Annotated in this window: 25 protein-coding genes; 7 read left to right on the plus strand and 18 right to left on the minus strand. The window is 71.1% G+C overall.

The features are described from left to right. The first annotated feature begins 16 nt into the window (after positions 1-16). From EDC02_RS18060 to EDC02_RS18070, 3 genes are all read left to right on the plus strand, one after another. Positions 17-826, plus strand: coding sequence for an enoyl-CoA hydratase-related protein (locus tag EDC02_RS18060; protein ID WP_123602976.1), 810 nt, complete (start codon positions 17-19; stop codon positions 824-826). Between the two features lie 140 nt (positions 827-966). Continuing rightward, positions 967-1,857 carry a hypothetical protein gene (locus EDC02_RS18065; RefSeq protein WP_370461464.1) on the plus strand — a complete coding sequence of 297 codons (891 nt, stop codon included), beginning with the start codon at positions 967-969 and terminating at the stop codon, positions 1,855-1,857. A 258-nt stretch (positions 1,858-2,115) separates the two neighbouring features. Continuing rightward, the gene (locus tag EDC02_RS18070; RefSeq protein WP_123602977.1) at positions 2,116-3,018 is read left to right on the plus strand and encodes a phytanoyl-CoA dioxygenase family protein; all 903 of its coding nucleotides are present in this window, start codon (positions 2,116-2,118) and stop codon (positions 3,016-3,018) included. A 113-nt stretch (positions 3,019-3,131) separates the two neighbouring features. Here EDC02_RS18070 and EDC02_RS18075 read toward each other — a convergent pair whose 3' ends face one another. The 3 genes from EDC02_RS18075 to lepA form a co-directional block, all read right to left on the minus strand. Next, positions 3,132-3,410, minus strand: a complete 279-nt coding sequence (locus tag EDC02_RS18075; protein WP_123602978.1) for a GlsB/YeaQ/YmgE family stress response membrane protein — start codon at positions 3,408-3,410, stop codon at positions 3,132-3,134. A gap of 106 nt (positions 3,411-3,516) precedes the next feature. Continuing rightward, complete coding sequence (locus EDC02_RS18080) at positions 3,517-4,038, minus strand: NUDIX hydrolase (protein ID WP_123602979.1); 522 nt, start codon at positions 4,036-4,038, stop codon at positions 3,517-3,519. Next, complete coding sequence (gene lepA / locus EDC02_RS18085; RefSeq protein WP_123602980.1) at positions 4,035-5,921, minus strand: translation elongation factor 4; 1,887 nt, start codon at positions 5,919-5,921, stop codon at positions 4,035-4,037. Before lepA ends, EDC02_RS18080 begins: the two co-directional genes overlap by 4 nt. Positions 5,922-6,160: 239 nt before the next feature. Here lepA and EDC02_RS18090 point away from each other — a divergent pair, with 239 nt between their 5' ends. Together EDC02_RS18090 and rpsT are read left to right on the plus strand one after the other, a co-directional pair. Beyond that, positions 6,161-7,186, plus strand: a complete 1,026-nt coding sequence (locus EDC02_RS18090) for a phosphotransferase (protein ID WP_123604908.1) — start codon at positions 6,161-6,163, stop codon at positions 7,184-7,186. Between the two features lie 210 nt (positions 7,187-7,396). Further along, complete coding sequence (gene rpsT, locus EDC02_RS18095) at positions 7,397-7,663, plus strand: 30S ribosomal protein S20 (RefSeq protein ID WP_123602981.1); 267 nt, start codon at positions 7,397-7,399, stop codon at positions 7,661-7,663. Between the two features lie 120 nt (positions 7,664-7,783). Here rpsT and EDC02_RS18100 read toward each other — a convergent pair whose 3' ends face one another. The 9 genes from EDC02_RS18100 to pepN form a co-directional block, all read right to left on the minus strand. Beyond that, complete coding sequence (locus tag EDC02_RS18100) at positions 7,784-8,491, minus strand: hypothetical protein (RefSeq protein WP_123602982.1); 708 nt, start codon at positions 8,489-8,491, stop codon at positions 7,784-7,786. Beyond that, complete coding sequence (holA, locus tag EDC02_RS18105) at positions 8,488-9,474, minus strand: DNA polymerase III subunit delta (RefSeq protein ID WP_123602983.1); 987 nt, start codon at positions 9,472-9,474, stop codon at positions 8,488-8,490. The genes EDC02_RS18100 and holA overlap by 4 nt, the downstream gene beginning before the upstream one ends. Before the next feature lie 150 nt (positions 9,475-9,624). Then, positions 9,625-12,084 (minus strand): ComEC/Rec2 family competence protein, encoded by a 2,460-nt coding sequence (locus tag EDC02_RS18110; RefSeq protein WP_123602984.1) that lies wholly within the window; start codon positions 12,082-12,084, stop codon positions 9,625-9,627. Continuing rightward, a complete protein-coding gene (locus EDC02_RS18115; protein WP_370461465.1) occupies positions 12,081-13,010 on the minus strand; it encodes a helix-hairpin-helix domain-containing protein in 930 nt (309 codons plus the stop codon). The genes EDC02_RS18110 and EDC02_RS18115 overlap by 4 nt, the downstream gene beginning before the upstream one ends. A 118-nt stretch (positions 13,011-13,128) precedes the next feature. Continuing rightward, positions 13,129-13,989 carry a DegV family protein gene (locus EDC02_RS18120; protein ID WP_123602986.1) on the minus strand — a complete coding sequence of 287 codons (861 nt, stop codon included), beginning with the start codon at positions 13,987-13,989 and terminating at the stop codon, positions 13,129-13,131. An 88-nt stretch (positions 13,990-14,077) separates the two neighbouring features. Further along, entirely contained in the window at positions 14,078-14,707 is a 630-nt protein-coding gene (locus tag EDC02_RS18125; RefSeq protein WP_123602987.1) for a histidine phosphatase family protein, read from the minus strand. Then, on the minus strand, positions 14,704-15,102 hold the full coding sequence (rsfS, locus tag EDC02_RS18130) for a ribosome silencing factor (RefSeq protein WP_123602988.1): 399 nt from the start codon (positions 15,100-15,102) through the stop codon (positions 14,704-14,706). Before rsfS ends, EDC02_RS18125 begins: the two co-directional genes overlap by 4 nt. 110 nt (positions 15,103-15,212) lie before the next feature. Beyond that, on the minus strand, positions 15,213-15,824 hold the full coding sequence (nadD, locus tag EDC02_RS18135; RefSeq protein WP_123602989.1) for a nicotinate-nucleotide adenylyltransferase: 612 nt from the start codon (positions 15,822-15,824) through the stop codon (positions 15,213-15,215). A 135-nt stretch (positions 15,825-15,959) separates the two neighbouring features. Beyond that, a complete protein-coding gene (gene pepN, locus EDC02_RS18140) occupies positions 15,960-18,506 on the minus strand; it encodes an aminopeptidase N (RefSeq protein ID WP_123602990.1) in 2,547 nt (848 codons plus the stop codon). A gap of 111 nt (positions 18,507-18,617) precedes the next feature. Here pepN and EDC02_RS18145 point away from each other — a divergent pair, with 111 nt between their 5' ends. Then, the gene (locus tag EDC02_RS18145; protein ID WP_123602991.1) at positions 18,618-18,836 is read left to right on the plus strand and encodes a DUF397 domain-containing protein; all 219 of its coding nucleotides are present in this window, start codon (positions 18,618-18,620) and stop codon (positions 18,834-18,836) included. A gap of 65 nt (positions 18,837-18,901) precedes the next feature. Next, the gene (locus EDC02_RS39595) at positions 18,902-19,090 is read left to right on the plus strand and encodes a hypothetical protein (RefSeq protein ID WP_148083505.1); all 189 of its coding nucleotides are present in this window, start codon (positions 18,902-18,904) and stop codon (positions 19,088-19,090) included. 64 nt (positions 19,091-19,154) lie between these two features. Here the strand turns inward: EDC02_RS39595 and EDC02_RS18150 are convergent, their stop codons facing one another. The 6 genes from EDC02_RS18150 to obgE all read right to left on the minus strand — a co-directional run bounded on the left by EDC02_RS18150 (position 19,155) and on the right by obgE (position 23,456). Beyond that, positions 19,155-20,165, minus strand: a complete 1,011-nt coding sequence (locus EDC02_RS18150; RefSeq protein WP_123604909.1) for an NAD(P)-dependent alcohol dehydrogenase — start codon at positions 20,163-20,165, stop codon at positions 19,155-19,157. 29 nt (positions 20,166-20,194) lie between these two features. Continuing rightward, positions 20,195-20,404 (minus strand): helix-turn-helix transcriptional regulator, encoded by a 210-nt coding sequence (locus tag EDC02_RS18155; protein ID WP_255500588.1) that lies wholly within the window; start codon positions 20,402-20,404, stop codon positions 20,195-20,197. A gap of 21 nt (positions 20,405-20,425) precedes the next feature. Beyond that, complete coding sequence (locus EDC02_RS18160) at positions 20,426-20,845, minus strand: hypothetical protein (RefSeq protein ID WP_123602993.1); 420 nt, start codon at positions 20,843-20,845, stop codon at positions 20,426-20,428. A 122-nt stretch (positions 20,846-20,967) separates the two neighbouring features. Beyond that, on the minus strand, positions 20,968-21,372 hold the full coding sequence (locus tag EDC02_RS18165; protein WP_148083506.1) for a hypothetical protein: 405 nt from the start codon (positions 21,370-21,372) through the stop codon (positions 20,968-20,970). 74 nt (positions 21,373-21,446) lie between these two features. Beyond that, on the minus strand, positions 21,447-21,908 hold the full coding sequence (locus EDC02_RS18170) for a GNAT family N-acetyltransferase (protein WP_123602995.1): 462 nt from the start codon (positions 21,906-21,908) through the stop codon (positions 21,447-21,449). Positions 21,909-22,022: 114 nt separating this feature from the next. Beyond that, positions 22,023-23,456, minus strand: coding sequence for a GTPase ObgE (gene obgE / locus EDC02_RS18175; RefSeq protein WP_123602996.1), 1,434 nt, complete (start codon positions 23,454-23,456; stop codon positions 22,023-22,025). Positions 23,457-23,518 lie beyond the last annotated feature (62 nt).

Raw genomic sequence — 23,518 nt, forward strand, 5'->3', positions numbered from 1 at the left:
GGACTAGTGTGCCGGCATGGATGAGCCCCGACCCACCAGGTCCGCGCAGCCACTGATCCGTACGGCCACCGCCGCCGGGATCACCACCCTGACCCTGGACAGCCCGGGCAACCGCAACGCGCTGTCCACCCCGCTGATGACCGAACTGCTCGCCGGCCTGGCCGAGGCGGTCGCCGCCCCGCAGGTCCGGGTGGTGGTGCTGAGCCACACCGGGCCGGTCTTCTGCTCCGGTGCCGACCTGAAGGAGACCGCCGAGGCGTACGCGACCCGACAGGTGCCGGTCGGGATGCTCGGCGACGTACTCGCGGCGCTCTGGGAGTGCCCCAAGCCGGTGGTGGCCCGGGTCGGTGGCCCGGCCCGGGCCGGCGGGCTGGGGCTGATCGCCGCGGCCGACATCGCGATCTGCGACGCGGCGGCCACCTTCGCCTTCACCGAGGTACGGCTCGGAGTGGTCCCGGCGGTGATCTCCGCCACCGTGCTGCGCCGGCTGCAGCCGCGGGCAGCGGCGCAGCTGTACCTCACCGGTGAACTGTTCGATGGTGCCCGGGCGGAGCAGATCGGTCTGGTCAGCGCCGCCGTACCGGCCGGGGAGCTGGACGCCGCGGTGACGGCGAGCTGTGCCGCACTGGTCCGGGGTGCTCCGGGCGCCCTGGCCGGCACCAAGCAGCTGCTCCGGCGCACCCCGGCGGCGGACATCCGGGCCGAGACGGCCGAGCTGCGCGAGCTCTCCACCGAATACTTCCTCTCCGACGAGGGCCGCGAGGGCGTACGGGCGTTCCGCGACAAACGCGACCCGAGCTGGCTGCCCGGCGGTGACCACGGATAGTCGCCCCGAAACGGGGTATCTGCGGCGTACGGGGTCGAGGCGTACGGCGTAAGGGCCGGGTACGGCAAGCGCGGGACCCTCTCCCGCTGGACGACACAACCGTCCCTGGTGTACCAAAGGTCCCAGCAACACGCGTGGGGGTGACGGTGCGGGCTAGGACGGTGCTGGTGCTGGTCGCCGTGCTGGCGGCGATCGCCCTGTTGGGCGGAGTCGGCCTGGGCCGGTGGATCGGCGATTTCGCGTTGCCCGAGGGCTGGCGGGGCTGCACCGTCGAGCTGCCCGAGTCCATGCCGGGGGCGGGCGACAGCCAACTGCGTCGGGTGTCGCTCGATCCGGAGCAGATGGCGAACGCCGCCACGATCGCGGCGATCGGGGTGCAGCGCGGGCTGGCGCCCCGTGCCGTGGTGGTAGCGCTGGCGACCGGGTTTCAGGAGTCCAAGCTGCGCAACCTGACCGGCGGGGACCGGGACTCGGTCGGGTTGTTCCAGCAGCGCCCCAGCCAGGGGTGGGGCACGGTCGAGCAGATCCGCGACACCAGGTACGCGACGAACGCGTTCTACGCCGGCCTGGAACGAATCCGGGGTTGGCAGGACATGCGGGTCACCGACGCCGCGCAGGCCGTCCAGCGGTCGGCCTTCCCCGAGGCGTACGAGAAGTGGACCGACGAGTCGCAGGTGCTCACCGCTGCGCTGCTCGGCGAGGCCACCGGCGCGGTCGCCTGCACGGTGACCCAGGATCCGGTGATGCGGGGTGCCGAGGCGACGGCGGCGCTCACCGACGGTCTGCGGCTGGACTGGGGCGGCCTGGAGTCACTGCTGCCGGTACCCACCACGCCGTCACTGAGCGTTCCGGCGGAGAACGCGCAGGCCGGGTGGCGATATGCGCACTGGCTCGTTTCCCATGCCACTGATCATGGCGTCAAAAGGGTCACGTTCGGCGATCAGGAATGGACCGCGGAAGGCGGCAGTTGGTCGTCGATTTCCGGCAGTGAGATCGAGACCGGGCGGGTGATGGCGGAGGTCTTCACCTGACGTCGACAATCGGCCTCCAGGTTGCATATCTTAACCGACAGTTAGCGCAACATACGGCAAATTATGCAATACGGACATTTCGCACGGCAGACCTGTACCGAAAGTGCGCACCCCGACACCTCACGTGCGATCGGCTGTGGCCGACCACACGGCCCGCAATTTGCTGACAATCGGCCCGGGCGGGCCGGCCGAGAGGCGGGCTAGGATCGGCATCCGCCAGGCCCGAAAGGGGCGCACCACCGACAGGACGGGACAGCTGTGTTCGATTACGGCGGGCGGACCGGTTACGAAGCGATCAGCGACATCGACCGCAAGGAGTTCCACGAGCAGGGCTTCCTCCTGCTGCGCAACGTGCTGACCGAGGACCACCGGGCGGCGCTCGAGGCCGCGGTCGACCGGGTGTACGCCGAGGAGAAGGCCGCCGGCAAGACCACCGCCGACGGCACCCTGCATCTGCTGGGCTTCCTGGACCGCGACGAACTCTTCGGCGACCTGCTCACCCATCCGATCGCGTTCCCGTACATGTGGGGGCTGGCCGGTTGGAACATCTACACCCACCACAACCACCTCGACGTCACCCCACCGGCGCTGGAGCCGGAGAAGCCGTACTGGGGGTGGCACCAGGACGGCTACCGGCAGAACTCCGACCCGGAGACGATGGACCCGAACCTGCCCCGGCCGATGTTCTCGCTGAAGGTGGCCTACGTCCTGTCCGACCTGTCGGAGACCGGCCGCGGCGCCACCAAGGTGATCCCCGGCAGCCACCTGCGCAACTCGCTGCCCCGCCCGGCCGACCTCACCGTGCACAACCCGGATCCCGAAGGCACGGTCGAGATCACCGCGAACCCGGGCGACGCGTTCATCTTCGACCGCCGGCAGTGGCACTCCCGGTCGACCAACCTGTCCACGATCACCCGCAAGATGCTGTTCATCGGGTACACGTACCGCTGGATCCGCCCGTTGGACGAGTTGCATGTCGACAAGGACCGCCAGTGGTGGGCGAACCGGACGCCGGTGCAGCGACAACTGCTCGGCGAAGGCACCCATACCGCGAACTACTGGGGCATCAACTGGGACGGCTACATCGACGACGAGATCCCGCTCCGTAAGGAACTCAAGGAGCGCGGGCTGCTCGACCGCAGCATCCCCTGGCTGCGCTGACCCGCGACAACCGGGTCCGTCGTCGGCGTCCGCCCCCGCAGGTGCCGGGATGGGCGCCGACGACGGACCCGGTGCCGTCGGCTGGGGATTCCTCAGTCCGTCGGCTGGGCCGCTCAGTACCGGCTCATGCTGCGGCGACCACCGACCCCGACGACCAGGGCCACACCGACCGCGGCCAGGATCACCTGCACGAAGAACTCCCGCCAGTCGAAGCCGGCGGTGCTGGCGAAACCGGCGGCACGGGCGATGACGGTGCCCAGCAGCGCGGCGCCGACGCCGATCAGCATGGTCAACCAGATCGGGATGTTCTGCTTGCCCGGCACGACCAGCCGGCCGAGCGCGCCGATGATGAGGCCGACGATGAGAGCGGTGATGATGCCGGTAACGGTCATTGTTCATCCTCCTTGCCGGAGATGTCGCGTTGTCCTTGGTGACCGCTAAGTTCCCGGCCATCGCGACGACCAAACCGGTTCATCGCCGCCGGAGGAGACAACCGCGTCAGCGTCCGGAGGATGCCGCCACGTCCCGCACCGCCACGTCCATGGTCGCGAAGGCCAGCGGCGGCGGCTCGGCAAGGGCGAACCAACCGCACTCGGTGGCCTCGGCCGAGTCGAGTCGGACCCGGTCGCTGACCAGGGTGGCCAGGAAGAAGCACTCCAGCACGCTCAACGTCTCGTCCTGGAACTCGTACTCACCCAGATAGAGGCCGACCAGCGCACCGAGCTCGACCTCGACGCCCAACTCCTCCCGGCACTCGCGCAGCGCCGCCGACCGGGGATGTTCCGCCCCGTCACAGAACCCGCCAGGGGTCTCCCAGTGACCGGCCCGGGGCGGCTTGGCCCGGCGGATGGCCAGGAACCGGGTCCGGGCCGGGTCGGTCACCACCACGTTGACGGTCGGCCGGGAATTCTGGAACAGCTGGTAGTCGCAGCCGCCGCAGCGCACCGGCGGCGGACCGGACAGCCCGGCTCCGCATCGCGGACAGTACGCCGCGCTCGGGCCGTAGCCACGGGGGATCACCGCTTGCCGCCGGCCTTCCCGTCCGAGCTACCGCCGTCCGAGGTGGACAGAGCCGCGATGAACGCCTCCTGCGGCACCTCCACCCGGCCGACCATCTTCATCCGCTTCTTGCCTTCCTTCTGCTTCTCCAGCAGCTTGCGCTTACGGCTGATGTCGCCGCCATAGCATTTGGCCAGCACGTCCTTACGGATCGCCCGGATCGTCTCCCGGGCGATCACCCGGCTGCCGATCGCAGCCTGGATCGGCACCTCGAACTGCTGGCGCGGGATGAGGTTGCGCAGCTTGGCGGCGATCGTCGTACCGTAGCTGTACGCCTTCTCCTTGTGCACGATCGCACTGAACGCGTCCACCGGCTCGCCGTGCAGCAGGATGTCCACCTTGACCAGGTCCGACGGCTGCTCGCCGGAAGGCTCGTAGTCCAGCGAGGCGTAGCCCTTGGTCCGGCTCTTCAGCTGGTCGAAGAAGTCGAAGATGATCTCGGCGAGCGGCAGCGTGTAGCGCAGCTCCACCCGGTCGGCGGAGAGGTAGTCCATGCCCTGCAACGAGCCGCGCCGCCCCTGGCACAGCTCCATCACCGCACCGACGTAGTCGTTCGGGGTCAGTACGGTGGCCCGGACCACCGGCTCGTGCACCTCGGCGATCTTGCCGGTCGGGTACTCACTCGGGTTGGTGACGGTGGCCGTCTCGCCATCCTCCATCACCACCCGGTAGACCACGTTCGGTGCGGTCGAGATCAGGTCGAGGTTGAACTCCCGCTCCAACCGCTCCCGGATGATCTCCAGGTGCAGCAGGCCCAGGAAGCCGCAGCGGAACCCGAAGCCGAGCGCGCCGGACGTCTCCGGCTCGTAGGTCAACGCCGCGTCGTTGAGCTTCAGTTTGTCCAGCGCCTCACGCAGCGCCGGGTAGTCGGAGCCGTCGATCGGATACAGCCCGGAGTACACCATCGGCCGCGGATCCTTGTAGCCGCCGAGCGGCGCACTCGCCGGCCGACCGTTGATGGTGACGGTGTCCCCCACCCGGGACTGCCGGACGTCCTTGACCCCGGTGATCAGGTAACCGACCTCGCCGACACCGAGCCCGTTCGCCTTGATCATCTCTGGCGAGATCACCCCGATCTCCAGCAGCTCGTGGACCGCGCCGGTGGACATCATCTTGATCCGGTCGCGGGCCTCGATCCGCCCGTCGATCACCCGGACGTAGGTCACCACCCCCCGGTAGACGTCGTACACCGAGTCGAAGATCATGGCCCGCGCCGGTGCCGCCGCGTCACCGACCGGCGGGGTGAACTGGCGGACGATCTCGTCGAGCAGGTACGGAACACCTTCACCGGTCTTGCCGGAGACCCGGATGCAGTCGGCCGGATCGCCGCCGATCAGGTGCGCCAGCTCCTCGGCGTACTTCTCCGGCTGCGCCGCAGGAAGGTCGATCTTGTTGAGCACCGGAATGACGTGCAGGTCGTTCTCCAGCGCCAGGTACAGATTCGCCAGCGTCTGGGCTTCGATCCCCTGCGCCGCGTCGACCAGCAGCACCGCGCCCTCGCACGCGGCGAGTGACCGGGACACCTCGTAGGTGAAGTCGACGTGCCCCGGGGTGTCGATCATGTTGAGCACGGCGGACTCGCCCTGGCGTTCACCGGCGCGGATGGTCCAGGGCATCCGTACCGCCTGGCTCTTGATCGTGATGCCGCGTTCCCGTTCGATGTCCATCCGGTCCAGGTACTGGGCCCGCATCTGGCGCGGGTCGACCACCTCGGTGAGCTGGAGCATCCGGTCGGCGAGGGTCGACTTGCCGTGGTCAATGTGCGCGATGATGCAGAAGTTCCGGATGCTGCCGGGTTCGGTGGCACCGGGGGCGTTCACGCCGGAATCGGGCGTCGGAGGCACGGTGGTCCGTTCTGCTGGGCTGGAGTCCGTCGTCTCAGCCGGCGTCGCCGGCCGCCACCTATGTTCCCACGCCCCGATCGTCGGGGTGGCCATGCCCACCACCGGGCCACCGGCCGGGTGCCGGCCGCGTGCCGACCGCGTGCCGACCGCGTGCCGACCGCGTGCCGACCGGGTGCCGACCGGGTGCCGACCGGGTGCCGCTGCCTGGGTTCGTGGCGGCGGCGCGGCAGGATGGAGGGGTGGCTACAGTGCGGTTGCCCGCTATCCGGTACGACGCGACATCGGTCCGCCCCGCCTGGGCGGACCTCCCACCCGATCTGCGCGCGGCGATCTGCGGTCGGCTCGGCAGCCCGGTGACCTGGGCGACCAGCGCCGGCGGCGGCTTCACTCGGGGCTTCGCCGCGACACTGACCACCTCGGCCGGCGAACGGGTGTTCGTCAAGGCCGCGTCGCTGGTCGAGCAGCGACACCTCAGTGACTGGTACGCCCGCGAGGCGGCGCTGACGGCCGAACTGCCGGCCCAGGTGGCGGCGGCCAGACCGCGGTGGACACTCACCACCGCCGGCTACTTCGTACTCTGTCTCGACGCGGTCGACGGCCGGATGCCGGCGCTGCCCTGGGCTGCGGCCGAGCTCGACGCCGCCCTGGCCAGCTGGGCGGGCGCGGCCCGCGCTCTACGCCGGCCGCCGGCCGGGCTGGTCAACATCGGTCTGCCCCGGCTGGCCGACCTGGCCAGCGCCGACCTGGCCTGGTGGCAGGAGATCGCCGCCGGCCGGGAAGCCATGCCGGTGTTCGGCACCGACGGCGACGGCGACAGGCTGCTCCGGCGGCACCTGCCGGAGCTGGCGTCCCTGGAGGCCGACCTGCCCCACCTGGTGGCCAACGACGCGGTGATTCACGGCGACCTGCGCCTCGACAACCTGCTGATCGACCGGACCGGGATGGCGTGGATCTGCGACTGGACCTGGGTGTGTCACGGTCCCGCTTGGTTCGACACGACGAGCCTGCTGGTCACCGCGTACGCCAGTGGTCTCGACGCGGACACGCTGTTCGCCCGGCACCCGACTGCGGTCGACGCGCCGCCCGGCGGGCTGGACGCGGCGCTGGCGGCGCTCTCCGGCTACTGGCTGACCCGGGCGTCAGCCGGACCCACCGGCGCCTCCCCGCACGTCCGTGCTCACCAGCGGTTCAGCGGGGAGACGGCGCTGGCCTGGCTGGCCGCCCGACGCGGTTGGCCCGGCCCGTTTTGGCCGGCGCACCGGTGAACTGGTAACCTTGCCCTTCGCGCGTGGCGACACGCGCCGCCAGCATGCATCCCGGTTGTCGGGCCCGGCCATCCGTCGGGCTCCGATACCGGTCCGGACCGGCCACTGCGCCGGACCCGGTCACCGGGATGACTCGGGCGGCCGCGTACGCCGCAGGCGGATTGTCATTTTGGTCGTTTCGATTTCGGATGAGCAGGGCGAGGCTGTCGCGTGGCGAACATCAAGTCCCAGATCAAGCGCAACCGGCAGAACGAGAAGCGTCGGCTGCGGAACAAGTCGGTCAAGTCGGCGCTGAAGACCGCCGTCCGCAAGTTCAACGAGGCCAACGCGAACGGCGACAACGAGCAGGCCGCCGCGCTGATGCGGGAGGCCAGCCGCAAGCTCGACAAGGCCGTCAGCAAGGGCGTGATTCACAAGAACCAGGCGGCGAACCGCAAGTCCGCGATCGCCAAGCGCCTGCAGTCGATCGGCTCCTGACGAGCCTGCTCCCACCGACCAGCCGACCCGCGAGGTCGGCTGGTCTGCGTCGGGTGACCGTTGCCACCAGCCGGGACTGACCCAGCTGAGCTGCGTCAGTCCCGACCCAACCGATTCACGTCACTCGGGTACCGGTGGTTGGCGCTCGCTGAGCTGACCGGTGTGGAGCACGTCCAGCAGCACTGTCGGCGCGGTAAGCGCAGCAGCGGTGGCGGTCGCAGGGCTGGCCGGGACGGTCTGTAGGAGGACCGTCGGAGCCGCGAGGGCCGCACAGGTCGCCTCAGTCGAAGTCGCAGTCGCTGCGGTCGCCGTCGACGCAGTAACCGTCGCTGCGGCCGCCTCGACGTGGGCACCGCCGATCCGCCGGATCTGAATACCGGGACCGGTCTGGATGCCAGAGCCGGTCTGGATGCCGTGGCCGGTGCCGCCGGCCGGAGACGCCGGTCCGGTCCGGGTCCCGATCACCGACCGTACGGGCTGCCCGACGGCCGGGGCCACCTCGCGACGGAACATCTCCTGTTCCCGCTCGGGGACAAGCTCCGCCGACCGCTCGACCGCACCGGCGACCAGGTCGTTGATCTTCACCATGACGGCCACCGCGACCGGCAGGACCAGCATGCCCCACCAGGGGATCAGTTCCGCCAGGGCGAGCAGCCCACCCAGTACGAAGCTGCCTTCGAAGAAGGCCAGACAGGTCAACCCGCTGGGCTGCACGTACCGGAGCCGCAACGCCCGGGCGTAGACCGGTGGGAACTCGTCCTCGACGGCGTCCTGTTCGTCGGCCGGGTCCAGATGGTCACGCGGATCCCGGTGGTCACGACCGCTCAACGCAGATCACCACCGCTGCGGCGGGCCTGCGCGACCGCGACGACGGCCCGTTCCAGTGCGTAGTCCCGGTCGTCCGACCCGCCCTTGACATCGGCGTTGCACCGCGCCGCCGCATGCATGGCATCGACCAGGCCTTCCGCGCTCCAGCCCCGGCTCTGCCGTTGCGCACGCTCGATCTTCCACGCGGGCATGCCGAGACTGCTCGCCAACTGGTACGGGCTCCCCCGCCCGGCGGACGCGACCCGGGCCACGGTACGGATGCCGTCGGCGAGCGCGTCGGCGATCGGCACCGGATCAACCCCGACGTGCAGGGCCCAGCGCAGTGCTTCCAGGGCTCCCGGCACGTCACCGATGATCGCTGCGTCGGCCACGGTGAATCCACTCACTTCAGCACGGCCCCGGTAGTACCGGGCCACGGTCGCCGCGTCGACCCGGCCGCCCGTGTCGGCCAGCAGTTGGGCGCAGGCCGCAGACAGTTCCCGCAAGTCGTTGCCGACAGCGGCGAGTAGCGCCTCGGCGGCGTCGTCGGTGCACCGGCCGCCGGCGCGACGAAACTCGTCGCGGACGAAGGCGACCCGTTCCCGGTGCCCCTTGAGCTTGGCCGCCGGCACCACGGTCGCCCCGGCCGACCGCAGCCCGTCGGCGAAGGCCTTCCCTTTGGCACCGCCCGCGTGGGTGACCAGCAGCGTCACGTCCGGATCGGGTTGCTTCGCGTAGCCGAGCAGCGCGGCGGTCAGGTCCTTGCGGGCGTCCTGGCCACTGCGCAGGACGAGCAGTCGCCGACCGCCGAACAGGGACGGACTGAGCATCTCGGCGACCTCGCCGGCACTGACCGCGCCCGCCTCGTACTCCCGCACGTCGGCGTCGGGATCGGTGGCCCGGGCAGCCTGGACGGCTTCCGTCACAGCCCGAGTGACCAGAAGTTCCTCGTCACCGAGCACGAGCACCACGGCGGGCGGGGCGGCAATTTTCACGCCCGCCATAGTCGCACGGGTCGTAGCACCGAGATCAACCCCCAATTTCTCGCTGCGTAGTTGTTCAGTCACGCTCCGATAATAGGGACATTTGCTGGCGAGCTGGCACGAACGACACCGGAACACCGCAGCTGACTGCGCGGGTCCGCCCCACCCGGATCAGCCAGTACGGGAGGTGACGTCAGCCCGCTGGTGGGAGACCGCGAGCCCGCCGCCACGCCGTACCACCACGAGATCACCGTCGACATCGGTCCGCAGCACCCGCGCTCCCCGCGCCGACAACCGGGCGAGCACTCCCGGATCCGGATGCCCGTACCGGTTGTCGGCACCGACCGGCACCACCGCTACCTTGGGTGCCACCGCGTCCAGGAAACCGACGTCCTGGAAGGGCGACCCGTGGTGGGCGACCTTGAGCACGTCCGCCCGCAGCCCGGCCGCCCCGAACCGGTCCAGTAACGCTTCCTGCGAGTCGTGCTCGGCGTCACCGGTCAGCAGGATCCGTACCCCGTCCACGACGGCCAGCAGCATCAGGGAGTTGTTGTTCGGATCGGACCTGGTCCCGACGAACGGCTCGGTCGGACCGAGCACCGTCAACTCGACCGGGCCACGACGGTAACTCCAGCCGGGCGGAACCGGTCCGACCGCGACGCCTCGGGCCGCCGCCGCCAACTGCACCGCGTCCCGGCCGGCGGCCGGCTCCGGCCACGCGGTGGTCGCCACCGCCGAGACCAGACGGTGTCGCAGGACACCGTCGACGCCAGCGACATGGTCGGCGTGGAAGTGACTGATCACCAACAGCGGCACCCGGCTGACGCCGAGACGACGCAGGCACCGGTCGGCCGCAGCCGGGTCCGGGCCGGCGTCGACGACCACAGCGGACCGGGCACCGGCGGGTAGCACCACCACGTCCCCCTGACCCACCGCACAGACCGCCACCACCCAGCCATCCGGTGGCCAGCCCGGCGCGGCGAGCCGCACCGGCAGGGCACCGACCACGGCTCCGACCGCCACCACCGCCAGCACTCGACGGGCGAACCCGTGGCGGGCCAAGACCAGCACAACGACCGTCGACGCGGCGAGGGAGAGCGCACCGACGGCCCCGTCCGGCCACGGCAGCGACCCTGCGGGGACCCGCGCCCCGTACCGGGCCACCGTCACCAGCCACCAGGCCGGCCAGTGACCGAGCCAGGCCAGCAGTTCGGCACCGCCCGGCCAGACCGGTGAGACGACGGCGGTCGCCACCCCGAGCACCGTCGCCGGGGCGATCGCCGGCACCACGAGCAGGTTGGCGGGAACCGCGACCAGGCTGATCAGCCCGGACAGGCCGGCGACGACCGGGGTGCAGGCCAGCTGCGCCGCCGCCGGAATCGCCAACGCGTCCGCCAGCGGAGCGGGAACGCCACGGGCCACCATCGCGTCCCGCCAGCCGGGTGCGAGCAGCAGCAGACCACCGGTCGCCAGTACGGACAGGGCGAACCCCGCGTCTGCGGCCAGCTCCGGATCGACCACGACCAGAACGGCCACGGTCGCGCCGAGCGCCGGCAACGCCGCCCGCCGACGTCCGGTCGCCAGCGCGAGCAGCCCGACCGCACCCATCACCCCGGCCCGTACCACACTGGGCGAGGGACGGGCCAGGATCACGAAGCCGACCAGCGCCACGGCGCACGCGACCGCCGTCAGACCGGGGCCGGCCCGGCACCAGCGCATCCCGAGCAGGACGAACCCGACGACAACCGCGACGTTGGAACCACTCACCGCGACGAGATGGGTCAGCCCGGTAGCCCGGAAGTCCTCCTCCACCGCAGGATCCAGCCGGCTGGTGTCGCCGACGACGAGACCGGGCAACAGGCCACCGGGCTGGTCGGGCAACGGCTCGCAGGCGCGCTGCAGACCCGACCGCAGGACACCTGCCGCCCGCTGCGCCCAACTCGAGGACCCGACCGGCGTCGGATCCTCTCCGGTGGACAGCACGGCGGCGGTCAGATCACCGCCGCGCGGTGGCGCCAACCGGCCGGCGACCCGCACCCGCTGCCCCGGCAGCAGCCCGTCCCAGGCGTTGCTGGTGCCGAGGACGAGCAACCGCACCGGACCGACCAGTCGACCGGCGACGCCGTGGTCGGGCCCGGCGGCCGGCGAGCCGGACAGGCCGGCCAGCCGGACCGGCACCAGCCACAGCGGCGGTCCCGCCACCGCCGACCTGACCCGTCGAGGATCGTCCCGGATCACCACCTCCGCGGTGACCGCCGCCCGGTCGTCGACCAGTGCCGCGAGCGGCCCGGCGTCGCGCGCCGCCACCCGTGCGCCGGCAGCGGCGGCACCGCAGACGACCCCGAGCACCACCGCCATGGCCAGCCAGCCGTACGCGTGGATCCACCTGGTCAGCCGGGGCAGATCGGAGTCGTTGCCGGGCTGCCGGGCCGCCCGGCTGCGGCCGGTGCCCGTACCTCTGGTCAGGTAGACGCCGAGCAGGCCGACCAGCGTCACGCCACCGATGACCAGTGCCGCCGCCAGTTGGGCCGTGCCGCACACCACAGCGAAGGCGGCCAGCCAGCAGGCCACCGCGAACCCGGCCAGCCGCAGATCCGGCGGCCCGACCCGGTTGTCACCGGATGCCTTCACACCGTCACCAGCTCACGCAGTTGGTCGAACCGCGCGTCGCCGATACCGCTGACCTTGCGCAGGTCGTTGACGGACGCGAACCTGCCCACCCGCTCGCGATGGTCGATGATCCGCTGGGCGAGCACCGGGCCGACCCCCGGCAGCGTCTCCAACTGCTGCTGGCTCGCGGCGTTCAGGTCGACCTTGCCGGTCTCGCCCGGCCGGCCGGCGGCAGGGGCAGCCCCGGTCACGGCTCCCGGTGGAGGGGTGACCCCGACCACGACGAGCTCACCGTCCTGGACCGGGCGGGCCAGGTTGAGCCAGGCGATGTCGGTGTCGGGCAGGGTGCCACCGGCCGCCTCCAGGGCATCGGCCACCCGGGCACCGGCCGGCAGGGTCACCAGACCCGGCCGGCGGACCCGACCGGTCACCGCGACGATCAGCTGTGTCGGTCCGCCGGTGCCGGTCGTCCCGGTTCCGGCCGCAGCCGGGCGGCCCTCGGAACTCGGGCCGGTGGCCACGGCCGGAACCGGGACGCCCTGGACCGGGGTGCCGTCGGCGGACGGCACCGGCTCGACCCGGGGTCGCGCCCGCCAGGCGAGCAGCGCGGCGACGGCGACCACCACCACAGCCACGGCGGCGAGTGCCCGTACCCCGCGCCGACCGGGGTCGAAGGCGGGCAGCCGGGCGGTCGCCCCGGGAAAGGCCGGGTCGTCGAGGTCGAGCGGGTCGCCCGACCCGGCCGGATCTGCCCGGTCGCGGTCGGTCGGACCGCTGCGGCCGGTCGGGTCCCCGAAGTCGCGGTCGGACGGACGGACGGGGTCTACCGGCGCCCGTAGGCCGCCATCAGCGGGTGCCCGTAGGCCACCACCGGCGTTTGTCAGTAGGCCGCCGCCGGCGTGGGTCAGCCGGGCCAGCCGTCGTTGGACGGCGTCGTCGTCGATCACGTGCAGAAGCTAGGCCGCCGGCTAGGCCGCCCCGACCGGACTGCGGGCCGGGCTGTGGACGACCAGCGCGTTGTGGACAATGCCCCGTACCGGGCCCCGATCTGCTATGGGCCGGCGGTCAGGAGCCCGCCCGCCGGTGCACCACGACCGAGAGCAGACCGGGGCCGGCGTGTGCGGTCACCACCGCCCCGATCTGCGCCACGTGGACGTCCTGGAGCCGGTCGCCCAGCCGGGAGGTCAGTTCGGCACATAGCGCGGCGGCCCGGTCCGGATCGTCGAGGTGGTGCACGGCGACGTCGACCCGCGACGCGTCGCCGGCCGCGAGACAGGCGAGGTCGACCAGCTTGGCCAGGGCACGGGCGGCGGTACGTACCTTGTCACGCAGCACGATGTGACCGTCCTGCACGTGCAGGATCGGCTTGACCGCCAGCGCCGTACCCAGCAGCGCGGACGCTGCCGTGATCCGACCACCGCGCCGCAGATGCTCCAACGTGTCGACGTAGAAGAAGGTCCGGGTGCGGGCCGCCGCGGCGGTCGCGGCGGCGCTGACCTCGGCCAGGTCGCCCCCGCCGGCCGCCACCGTCGCCGCGGCGAGCGCAGGGAAGCCCAGCCCCATGCCGGTCGAGCCGCTGTCCACCACCGCGACCCGGTCCGGGCCGGTCTGCCGGGCGGCCAGTTCGGCGGCCGCGACCGTGCCGGACAGCCCGGCCGACAGGTGCACCGACACGACGCCGGAGCTGCCGGTGCCCAGCAGTCGCCGGTACGTCTCGGCGAACTGCTCGGGCGCGGGTCGCGAGGTGCTGACCGCCGACCGCCGCACGGTCAACGCGCGGGCCACCTCGGTCGGGGTGAGATCAAGGCCTTCCCGGCGTTCGACGCCGTCGACCAGCACGGTCAGCGGCACCACCGTGAGGTGGTGCCGCTGTGCCAGATCAGCCGGCAGGTAGGCGGTGGAGTCGGTCACGACCGCGACGGACATGCCGGCACGCTAGCTGATCATCGGCGATCGTGCCCGGCCAGGCCACCTGTCGGGCCAGGCCGGCCGTCGGATCAAGCCGGCTGTCGAGTCAGACCGGGGCGGGGATGTCCCGGGTGCTGCTCACTCCGACGTTGTGTGCCCGCAGTTGCCAGCCACGCGACTCGTCGTACCGCAGCTCGGTCCAGTGGCAGTTCTGCAGCGGAGCGACGGTACGCAGCACCGCCGTGCCCCAGCCGAGCAGATGGCCACAGCCCTGCCGGGCCGCCCCGCCGTGGGTGGCGACCACCACGGTCCCGCCCGGCGTCGCGTCAGCCGCGTCCTGCAACGCCTCCCCGACCCGTTTGCCAAGGTCGTCGAGGCTCTCCACGGCACAGCCGGGCGACGGATCGCCGGCCCGCCAGCGGGCGTGCTCGGCGGGGAACCGTTCGGCGATGGTCGGCATGGTGAGCCCTTGCCAGAGCCCGTACTGCCGCTCCCGCAACCGGGGATCGGAACGGACCGGAAGGCCGGTGAGTGCCGCCAGAGCCGCTGCGGTGTCGGCCGCCCGCTGCAGGTCGCTGGCGACGATCGCGTCCGGTCGTAGCGCCGCGATCAGCGGCGCGGCGGCGGTGGCCTGGGCCCGGCCGAGGTCGTTGAGCGCGGTGTCGGTCTGGCCCTGCACCCGGTCGGCGGCGTTCCAGTCGGTGTTGCCGTGCCGCCAGACGATCAACCGAGTCACTCGGTGGCCCCGGCCTCGGCCTCGACCAGGTCGCGGTCGACGAACGGGATGACCGGACAGTCCTTCCAGAGCCGGTCGAGGGCGTAGAACTCGCGTTCCTCGGTGTGCTGGACGTGCACCACGATGTCGTTGAAGTCGAGCAGCACCCACCGGCCGGCCCGGTCGCCTTCACGCCGGATCGGCTTGGCCTTGTCCGGCAGCCGGACCAGACTCTCCTCGATGGCATCGACGACGGCCAACACCTGGCGCTCGTTCGGCGCCGAGGCGAGCACGAAGGCGTCGGTGATCGCCATCCGGTCGGCCACGTCAATGACGACGATGTCCTGCGCCTTCTTGTCGGCGGCGGCCTGGGCGGCCGTCAGGGCCAGCTCCCGCGCGCGCTCTGAGGCGCTCATCGGATCACCTCGACAACACTCCTTCAGCTAGACAGCTTCGCTGCTCTAGCCTCTCACACTCGCCCAGCCAGGAAATACGGATATAACACCCAGAACATGACACGGAGGGGTCATTGCCCCGAAGATTCCGTCTCGTACAGCCGACGTTTGGCGATGTACTGCACCACCCCGTCCGGCACGAGATACCACAGCGGCTTGCCGGCAGCCACCCGCGCCCGGCACTCGGTCGACGAGATCGCCATCGCCGGCACCTCGACCAGGGACACCGTGTCGGCCGGCAGGTGTGCGTCGGACAACTCGAACCCCGGCCGGGTCACCCCGATGAAGTGGGCCAACTCGAACATCGCATCCGTGTCCTTCCAGGACAGGATCTTCTCCAGGGCATCCGCGCCGGTGATGAAGAACAGTTGCGCCTTCGGCCCGTACACCGAGTGCAGGTCGCGCAACGTGTCGACGGTGTACGTCGGGCCGGGCCGGTCGATGTCCGCCCGGCTCACCTGGAACGTCGGGTTCGACGCGGTCGCGATCACGGTCATCAGGTACCGGTCCTCGGCCGGGGTAACCGTCAGCCCGGCCTTCTCCCACGGATCCCCGGTCGGCACGAAGACCACCTCGTCGAGCGCGAAGCGCTCGGCCACCTCGCTCGCCGCGACCAGGTGACCCTGGTGGATCGGATCGAAGGTGCCGCCCATGATGCCGACCCGACGGATGCCATCGTCCATCGACGAATCGTATGCCGATGATCTACCCAGCCGGGCTGTCGCGTGGCGTAGGCAACACTATCGGGTGCCTGCTCCCGCTTTGTACCTACGGCGATTCCTAGCTACGGCGATCCCTAGAGCTACGGCGATCCCCGCCTACGCCGGTCCGGCTCCGGCTGGGTACCGACGCCGCGCGGTCAACGCCCGGTCCAGTTCATCGGTGGCGTCGGTGACCACCCGGCGCAGCCCGGCGGTGAGATCGTCGCGGGCGAGCATCGCGGTCGCCGCCGCCCGGGTCCGCTCGTTCACCGCGAACTGCGGAAAGGCCGACTCCGCCACCCGGTCGGCGAGCCACGCCACGCGCCGCCGGGTCGCCGCCGGCAGATCGGCGAAGTACCGGTCGACGTACGGCGCCGTCAGCTCGGTCTGTTCCGGCTGCCAGAACCCTTCGGCGTACGCCTCGACGAGACGGTTGGACAGGCTGGTGTCGGTGACGATCGCCTGCCAGGCACGCTCCTTGCCGGCCGGGTCCGGCAGCGCCGCACGGCACTTCGTGGCCCACTGCTCTCCGGCCGCGCTGCGGTCCCGGTCGGCCTCGTCGTCGATCTCGGTCGCGCCGACGCCGCCGCACGCCGCCAGCCGGTAGAGCAGCAACCAGCGCAGGTCGGCGTCAATCGTCAGCCCGGCGGGCACCACCCGCCCCGTCAGCCACCCCCGCAACCAGTCCACGTCCCCGCTGGCGGTGATCGCCCCCCGGGCGGCGGCCAACTGGACCGATGTGCCGGGCCCGGCCGCGGCCAGCAGCCGGGTGCAGGCGGCACCGAGCCGGGACCGCAGCACCGGACGGTCCACCGGGTGCGCGTACCGGTCGATCACCGACCGGCTCAGCCGCAGCACGTCCTCGACGACCACCACCACCGTCTCGGCCGGCAGGGCCAGCTCGATCAGCGCCGCCAACTCGGCCACCGGCTGCTGCGCGTCACGTACCGCGTCCAGGGTCGCCGTCCACGACACCGCCCGGGCCAACGGATCGGTCATCCCGGGCAGCATCGCCGGCAGCGCGGCCGCCGACGCCGAGTCGAACCGCACCTTGGCGTACGTGAGGTCACCGTCGTTGACCAGCAGCAGGTCGGCCGCCGGCTCACCGACCAGCGCCGGTACCAGGGTCCGTCCGCCGTCGACATCCGGGGCCAGGTCCACCGCCAGCCGGCACCGCCGCACCGACACCCGCCGGTCCCCGGTCACCTCAGCGTCGAACAACCCCAGTCCGATCCGGTGCGGACGCAGTACCGGATAGCGCTGCGGTGCGGTCTGCACCAGGGCGACCTCCCGGTAGCGACCGGTCTCGTCGACGGTCGTCTCGGCCCGGATCGTGTTCACCTGCGCCTGCCGCAGCCACCGCGTCGCCCAGCCGGACAGGTCACGGCCACTCGCCGCAGTCAACGCGTCGAGCAGGTCGGCCAGCGTGGCGTTGCCGAACCGGTGGGCGGCGAAATGTGCCCGCAGCCCGGCCAGGAACGGCTCGTCGCCCAGCCAGGCCACCAACTGGCGCAGCACCGACGCGCCCTTGGCGTACGAGATGCCGTCGAAGTTGAGCAACGCCCGCTCGGCGTCGGCTACCTCCTCCGGCGCCACCGGATGGGTCGACGGGCGCTGGTCCGCGGCGTACCCCCAGGATTTGTAGAGGATGCCGAAAGTCGTCCAGGCGTCGGTGAACCGGGTCGCCTCGGCGGTCACCCGCACCCCGAGGTACTCGGCGAACGACTCGTTGAGCCACAGGTCGTCCCACCACCGCATGGTCACCAGGTCGCCGAACCACATGTGGGCCATCTCGTGGGCGATGGTGGTGGCCCGCCGCTCGCGTTCGCTGTCGGTGACCGCCGACCGGAAGATGTGGTCGTCGCGGAAGGTCACCAGGCCCGGGTTCTCCATCGCGCCGGCGTTGAACTCGGGCACGAACGCCTGACCGTAGCCGCCGAACGGGTACCGCACCTCGAACAGCTCGTGGAAGCGGTCCAGGCACTGCCGGGTGATCGTGAAGATCTCCTCGGCGTCGGCGTCCAGGTACGCGGCGAGCGAACGCCGGCAGTACAGCGACAGCGGGACGCCGTCGTGCTCGGCGTGGCGGGCGTGGTACGGCCCGGCGATCAGGGTCACGAGGTACGTCGCCAGCGGCGCCGTCGGCGCGAACGCCCACCGCCCGTCCACCGGCGCGCCGACCGGCTGGCCGTTGCCGGCCACCGTCCACTCCGGCGGCGCGGTGACCCGTAGCCGGACCGGTGCCTTCAGGTCGGGCTGGTCGAAGCAGGCGAAGATGCGTGGCGCGTCGTCCAGGAACGACATGGCATACAGGTACGTCTCACCGTCGGCCGGGTCGACGAACCGGTGCAGCCCTTGCCCAGAGTTGGAGTACGCCATCCGCGCCTCGACGGTCAGCGTGTTACGCGCGGCGAGCCCGGTCAGTGGCACCCGGTTGTCGTCGAGACTCGCCGGATCGAGGTCGACATCGTTGAGCCGTACCCGGGTCAGCTTCGCCGCAGCGACCTCGACGAAGGTCGCTGCTCCCGGCGCGGCCCGGAACTCGATCACGCTGGTCGAGCCGAACTCGGTGGCACCGATGGTCAGGTCGAGGTCGATCGTGTACGACTCGACGGTGATCGTCGCGGCGCGCTCGGCCGCCTCGGCGCGGGTCAGGCTCGGCATCCGACCATCCTGCCGCACATGTCGGAGGCGGCGGGCGTTAGCCTGTGCCGGTAACCGGGCGTGTACCGCCCGACATCACCCACATGTGTTTCAGTGCAGAAGGAGTCGACGATGGCGCAGCACCCCAAGGGCGATTTCGACCTGTCGCGGGCGGTGTGGCAGCGGGCCGAGGGCGACGCGTCCGAGGGCGCGGTCGAGATCGCGTTCGTCGACGATCTGATCGGGATGCGCAACTCGGCCGAGCCCGACGGCCCGGTCCTGGTCTTCACCCAGGCCGAGTGGGACGCGTTCGTCGCCGGCGCCCAGGACGGCGAGTTCGACCTGGACTGACTCGGCGATCACGGCGGCCCGGGTCAGCACGACCTAACCACTCGGCTAGCCGGAGGTGCGTGACAGTGGACAACACAGAGCTGGTCAAGGCCCAGGCGTGGTCGGCGTTCCTCGACGCACTCCCCGGCCGTGATCTGGTAGCCAGGACCGATGAGAGCCATGATCAGTTGATGAAAATGCGGTGTGCGGCCGGCGTGTCGCCCGATTTTTCGTCAACTGATCATGGGGTGCGCACGTACGCGCACGCCGGCTAGTACCGGTACGTACGCGCACATGCGCGTTGCCGCCAGGCGCTGAGCGATCCGTGACCGGCAGCGGTCAGTCGGCGCAGCGCAGGACGGCTTGGCCGCGTACCTCGCCAGCGGTGACGTAGCGGATCGCCTCGGCCGCCTGTGCCAGCGGGAACGTCCGGTCCAGTACCGGTCGGACCGTCCCCGACTCGATCATCCCGGTGATGGTGACCAGGTCGTCGTGGCTGTCCTTGTGAATCACGGGCCGGGTCCTGAGCCGGTGCAGCGGCGCGAGCGCCATGCCGCGCAGCCACCGGTCGGTGCCCATGAACCACCGTCCGCCGGTGCCGCCGACGTAGGCGACGGTGCCGCCGGGGACCAGCACGCGGGCGACCTCGGCCAGCGACGGGTTGCCGTACAGGTCGATCAGCACGTCGAAACGACGGCCGAGGTCGCCCAACGGGGTCACGGTGTAGTCGACCACCTCGTCGGCGCCGAGCCCGGCGACCAGGTCCATCTTGCTGGTCCGGCACATGCCGGTGACGTGGGCGCCGTACGCCTTGGCGAACTGGACCGCGTAGGTCCCGACCCCGCCGGACGCCCCGGTGATCAGCACCCGACGGGCCGGTCCACCGGCTGGCCGAGGGTCCCCGGTGTCGGCGGCCAGCAGACCGGCTCCGTCGCGGACCGCCTGCAGGGCGGTGAACGCGGCGATCGGCACCGCCGCCGCCTGCTCCAGGGTGAGGGTGGCCGGGATCGGGGCCAACTGCTTCTCCGGCACCACCGTGTACTCGGCGAAGGTGCCGGCGGCCCAGCCGTACACCTGGTCGCCCGGTCGCAGGGTGGTCACCGCCGCGCCGGCTTCGACGACGGTGCCGGCGAGGTCGTAGCCAGGGATCCGGGACCTCGGCCGACGCCAGCCGGTGATCGGCCGGGCAACGTACGGCAGCCCTCGAACGAGGTGCCAGTCGGTGCCGCTGACCGGCGTGGCATGCACGCGGACCAGCACGTCGTGCTCCCCCGGCACCGGCCGGTCGACGTCGCGCAGGACCATCACCTTCTCCGGTGGGCCGTACGCGTCCTGGGTGATCGCTCGCATCGTCGGTTCCTCCCGGGTCGAGGGGTGGGTCACGCCGGCTCGTCGCCGGCGTACTGGAACACGTCGTCGAGCGGGACCCGGAAGACCCGGGCGATCTGGAACGCCATCTCCAACGACGGCGAGTACTTCCCCTGCTCGATGGCGATGACGGTCTGTCGGGTCACGCCGAGCCGTTTGGCGAGCTCGGCCTGGGTCATCTCCCCGTTGGCAAAGCGCAGGGCCCGGATCGAGTTGGTCACCCTGGTCGGTCTGCCCACGCTTCACCACCCCCGGCGGTACGCGACGATCTTGACGATCGCGCCGATCGAGGTGGACACCACGAACACCGCGTAGATGGCGTTGGCGATCCAGAAGTGGTCGAGCTCGGCCAGGGTCAGCCCGAGCGGCAGCACCATCCCGACCGAGAGGACCAGCCCGGAGACGTAGTCGCCCTGGCGGTTGATGTCCTTGTCTCGGATGTCGATCTGGTACGTCTCGCTCGGCACCGCGATCTCGACCATGATCCGCAGGACCATCGCCGCGACGATGGCGATGCCGAGCGCCCAGAGCATCGTCGACACGTACGGCGCTTCGGTCAGCGGTCCGCCGTCGGCTCGGCGCACGAGGGCGACGACGTAGCCCGCGTACGTGCCCAGGGTGGTCACCAGGAACGCCCAGGTGCCCTTCTCCTCGTACGACATGACACGCTCCCGATGTAAAGAAAATTTGACATCACCAAGGTAATGGAGACTGGACATGATGTCAATAATCTTTGACACGACCGGGACCCGGAGCGCACCCGGGAGATCAGGACGAACCAGGACTACAGCGCGTCGTCGAGCAGAATCCGCCGCTGGTCGGTCGGCGTCACCAGATGTACGCCGAGCAGCCGCACGCCGGCCTGCCCACACACCTGGTACGCGGTGTGGAACCAGAGCCGGTCCGGGTCGCTGACCGCACTCGACCCGGACCGGGTGAGCACCACCAGCATCGAGCCGTCACCCGCCCGCTCCGCGAGCGCGTTGGCGAAGATCCCGACCGCCTGGGCGCAGTCGTCCGGGTCGAGCCGCGCCGGCAGGTCGTCGACCGGGCAGTGGACCTGTACGCGGTCCTCCTCGTCGCAGAGAACGAACCGCACCCCGCGCCGCCCCCGCTCCCACCGCTCGATGGCAGCGGCGAGATGAGCATCGATAGCCTCGGGACTGTCCAGAACCGGCGAATCGCTCATGACCCGACATCGTCCACCATTCGCCCGGGTTCGGCCACCCCGTCCGCGTGGCCGGGCACCATGAGCCAGGACGGTCAGGCCGCGGCGACCGGGACCCGCTTCTCGAAGCAGACGCTGTACGGATTACCGACGTACTCGCCGTAGACCGGGATCCGGGCGTAGCCCGCCGAGGCGTACAGGTGCAGTGCCACCGGCAGGTAGCTGCCGGTCTCCAGCCGGAAGACGGTGTGGCCGGCCGCGTACGCCGACTCCTCCAACGCGGTCAGCAGGTGCCGCGCGATCCCCCGGCCCCGGTAGGCCGGCCGTACGTACATCCGTTTGATCTCGGCGGTCTGCGCGTCCAACGCCTGGACGGCGCCGCAGGCGACCGCCCGCCCGTCCAGCACGCACACCAGGTACCGGGCGTCGTCGTGTACCGGGTACCCGACCGGGTCGACCGGTCGACCGGCACGTTCCGCCTCAGCCAGCTCGCGCTGCTGGGTCATGATCAGGGCAGCGACCTCCGGGTCGGTAGGCAGACGACGCTCGATCAACACTCAGTCACGATAGACAAAGCGCGTTTCCCGAAGGTTTCGTCCAGTTGGCCGGGATCAGGCCTGATTCCGACAACCCGACGTTCAACTGCCACCAACCCGCTTGGTAACAACCAGTTACCTCGATACGTCCGAGTCGTCCTCGGCCGGCCGCTGCCGGCGGGCCTTGCGGTCCGCCAGCCGCTGCGCGGCGCTGGCCCGGCTCGACTGCTCCTCCAGCCGGACATCGGTGCCACGGGAGCTCGGCACGTACTCGACATCGGCGAAGTGGCTCGGCTGCCAGTCGAACTCCCACGAGCCGATCCGCACCAACGCGCCCGGCTCGGCACCCGCCTTGGCCAACGCGTCCTCCACGCCCAGCCGGGCCAGCCGATCGGCGAGGAAGCCAACCGCCTCGTCGTTGTCGAAGTTGGTCTGCCGTACCCACCGTTCCGGGCGGGATCCCCGGACCCGGTACCCGCCGTCGGCAGCCGGCTCGACGGTGAATCCGGCGTCGTCGACAGCCGCCGGCCGCAGCACTATCCGAGTCGGCTCCAGCTCCGGCGCGGCCGCACGGGCGCCGGCGACCAGTTCCGCCAAGGCGTAGGTCAGCTCCCGCAGCCCTTCCCTGGTCGCCGTACTGACCTCGAACGCCCGCAGCCCGCGCGCCGCCAGGTCGTCGCGGACCAGCTCGGCCATTGCCCTGCCATCCGGTACGTCGATCTTGTTCAGCACCACCAGCCGCGGCCGGTCCGCCAGACCGCCGTACGCGGCCAGCTCCGCCTCGATCGCGTCGATGTCGGCCAGCGGGTCCCGCCCAGGTTCCAGGGTCGCCGTGTCCACCACATGGGCCAGCACGGCGCACCGCTCGATGTGCCGCAGGAACTCCAGACCGAGGCCCTTGCCGGTGGCCGCACCGGGGATGAGCCCGGGTACGTCGGCGACGGTGAAGGTGTGTTCGTCGGCCCGGACCACCCCGAGGTTGGGCACCAACGTGGTGAACGGGTAGTCGGCGATCCTCGGCCGGGCCGCCGAGATCACCGAGATCAGCGACGACTTGCCGGCCGAAGGGAAACCGACCAGGCCCACGTCGGCGACGCTCTTGAGTTCCAGCACGACGTCAAGCTGCTCACCCGGCTCGCCCAACTCGGCGAAGCCGGGGGCCTTGCGCCGGGCGCTGGCCAACGCCGCGTTGCCCCGGCCGCCCCGGCCGCCCCGGGCGATCTCCAGGCTGGTGCCGGCGCCGACCAGATCGGCCAGCACCTCGCCGTCGAGACCCTGCACACTCGTCCCGTTCGGCACCTTGAGCACCAGGTCGGCACCTTTGGCGCCGTCCCGGTTGCCGCCAGCCCCGCCCTTGCCGTTCTCCGCCTTGGCATGCGGCCGGAAGTGGAAGTCGAGCAGGGTGTGCACCTGCGGGTCGACGACCAGGGTGACGCTGCCGCCGTGCCCGCCGTTGCCCCCGTCCGGCCCACCGAACGGCTTGAACTTCTCGCGGTGGATCGAGACGCAGCCGTGCCCACCGTTCCCCGCCAGCACATGCAGTACAACCCGGTCGACGAAGGTCGTCACGGCCCTATCCTCTCCACTGCCGCCGGAGCGACCGGCGTACACGACAAAGCGGGCTGGGACCT

Origin of the sequence: Micromonospora sp. Llam0, assembly GCF_003751085.1 — a bacterium.
Classification (GTDB): domain Bacteria; phylum Actinomycetota; class Actinomycetes; order Mycobacteriales; family Micromonosporaceae; genus Micromonospora_E.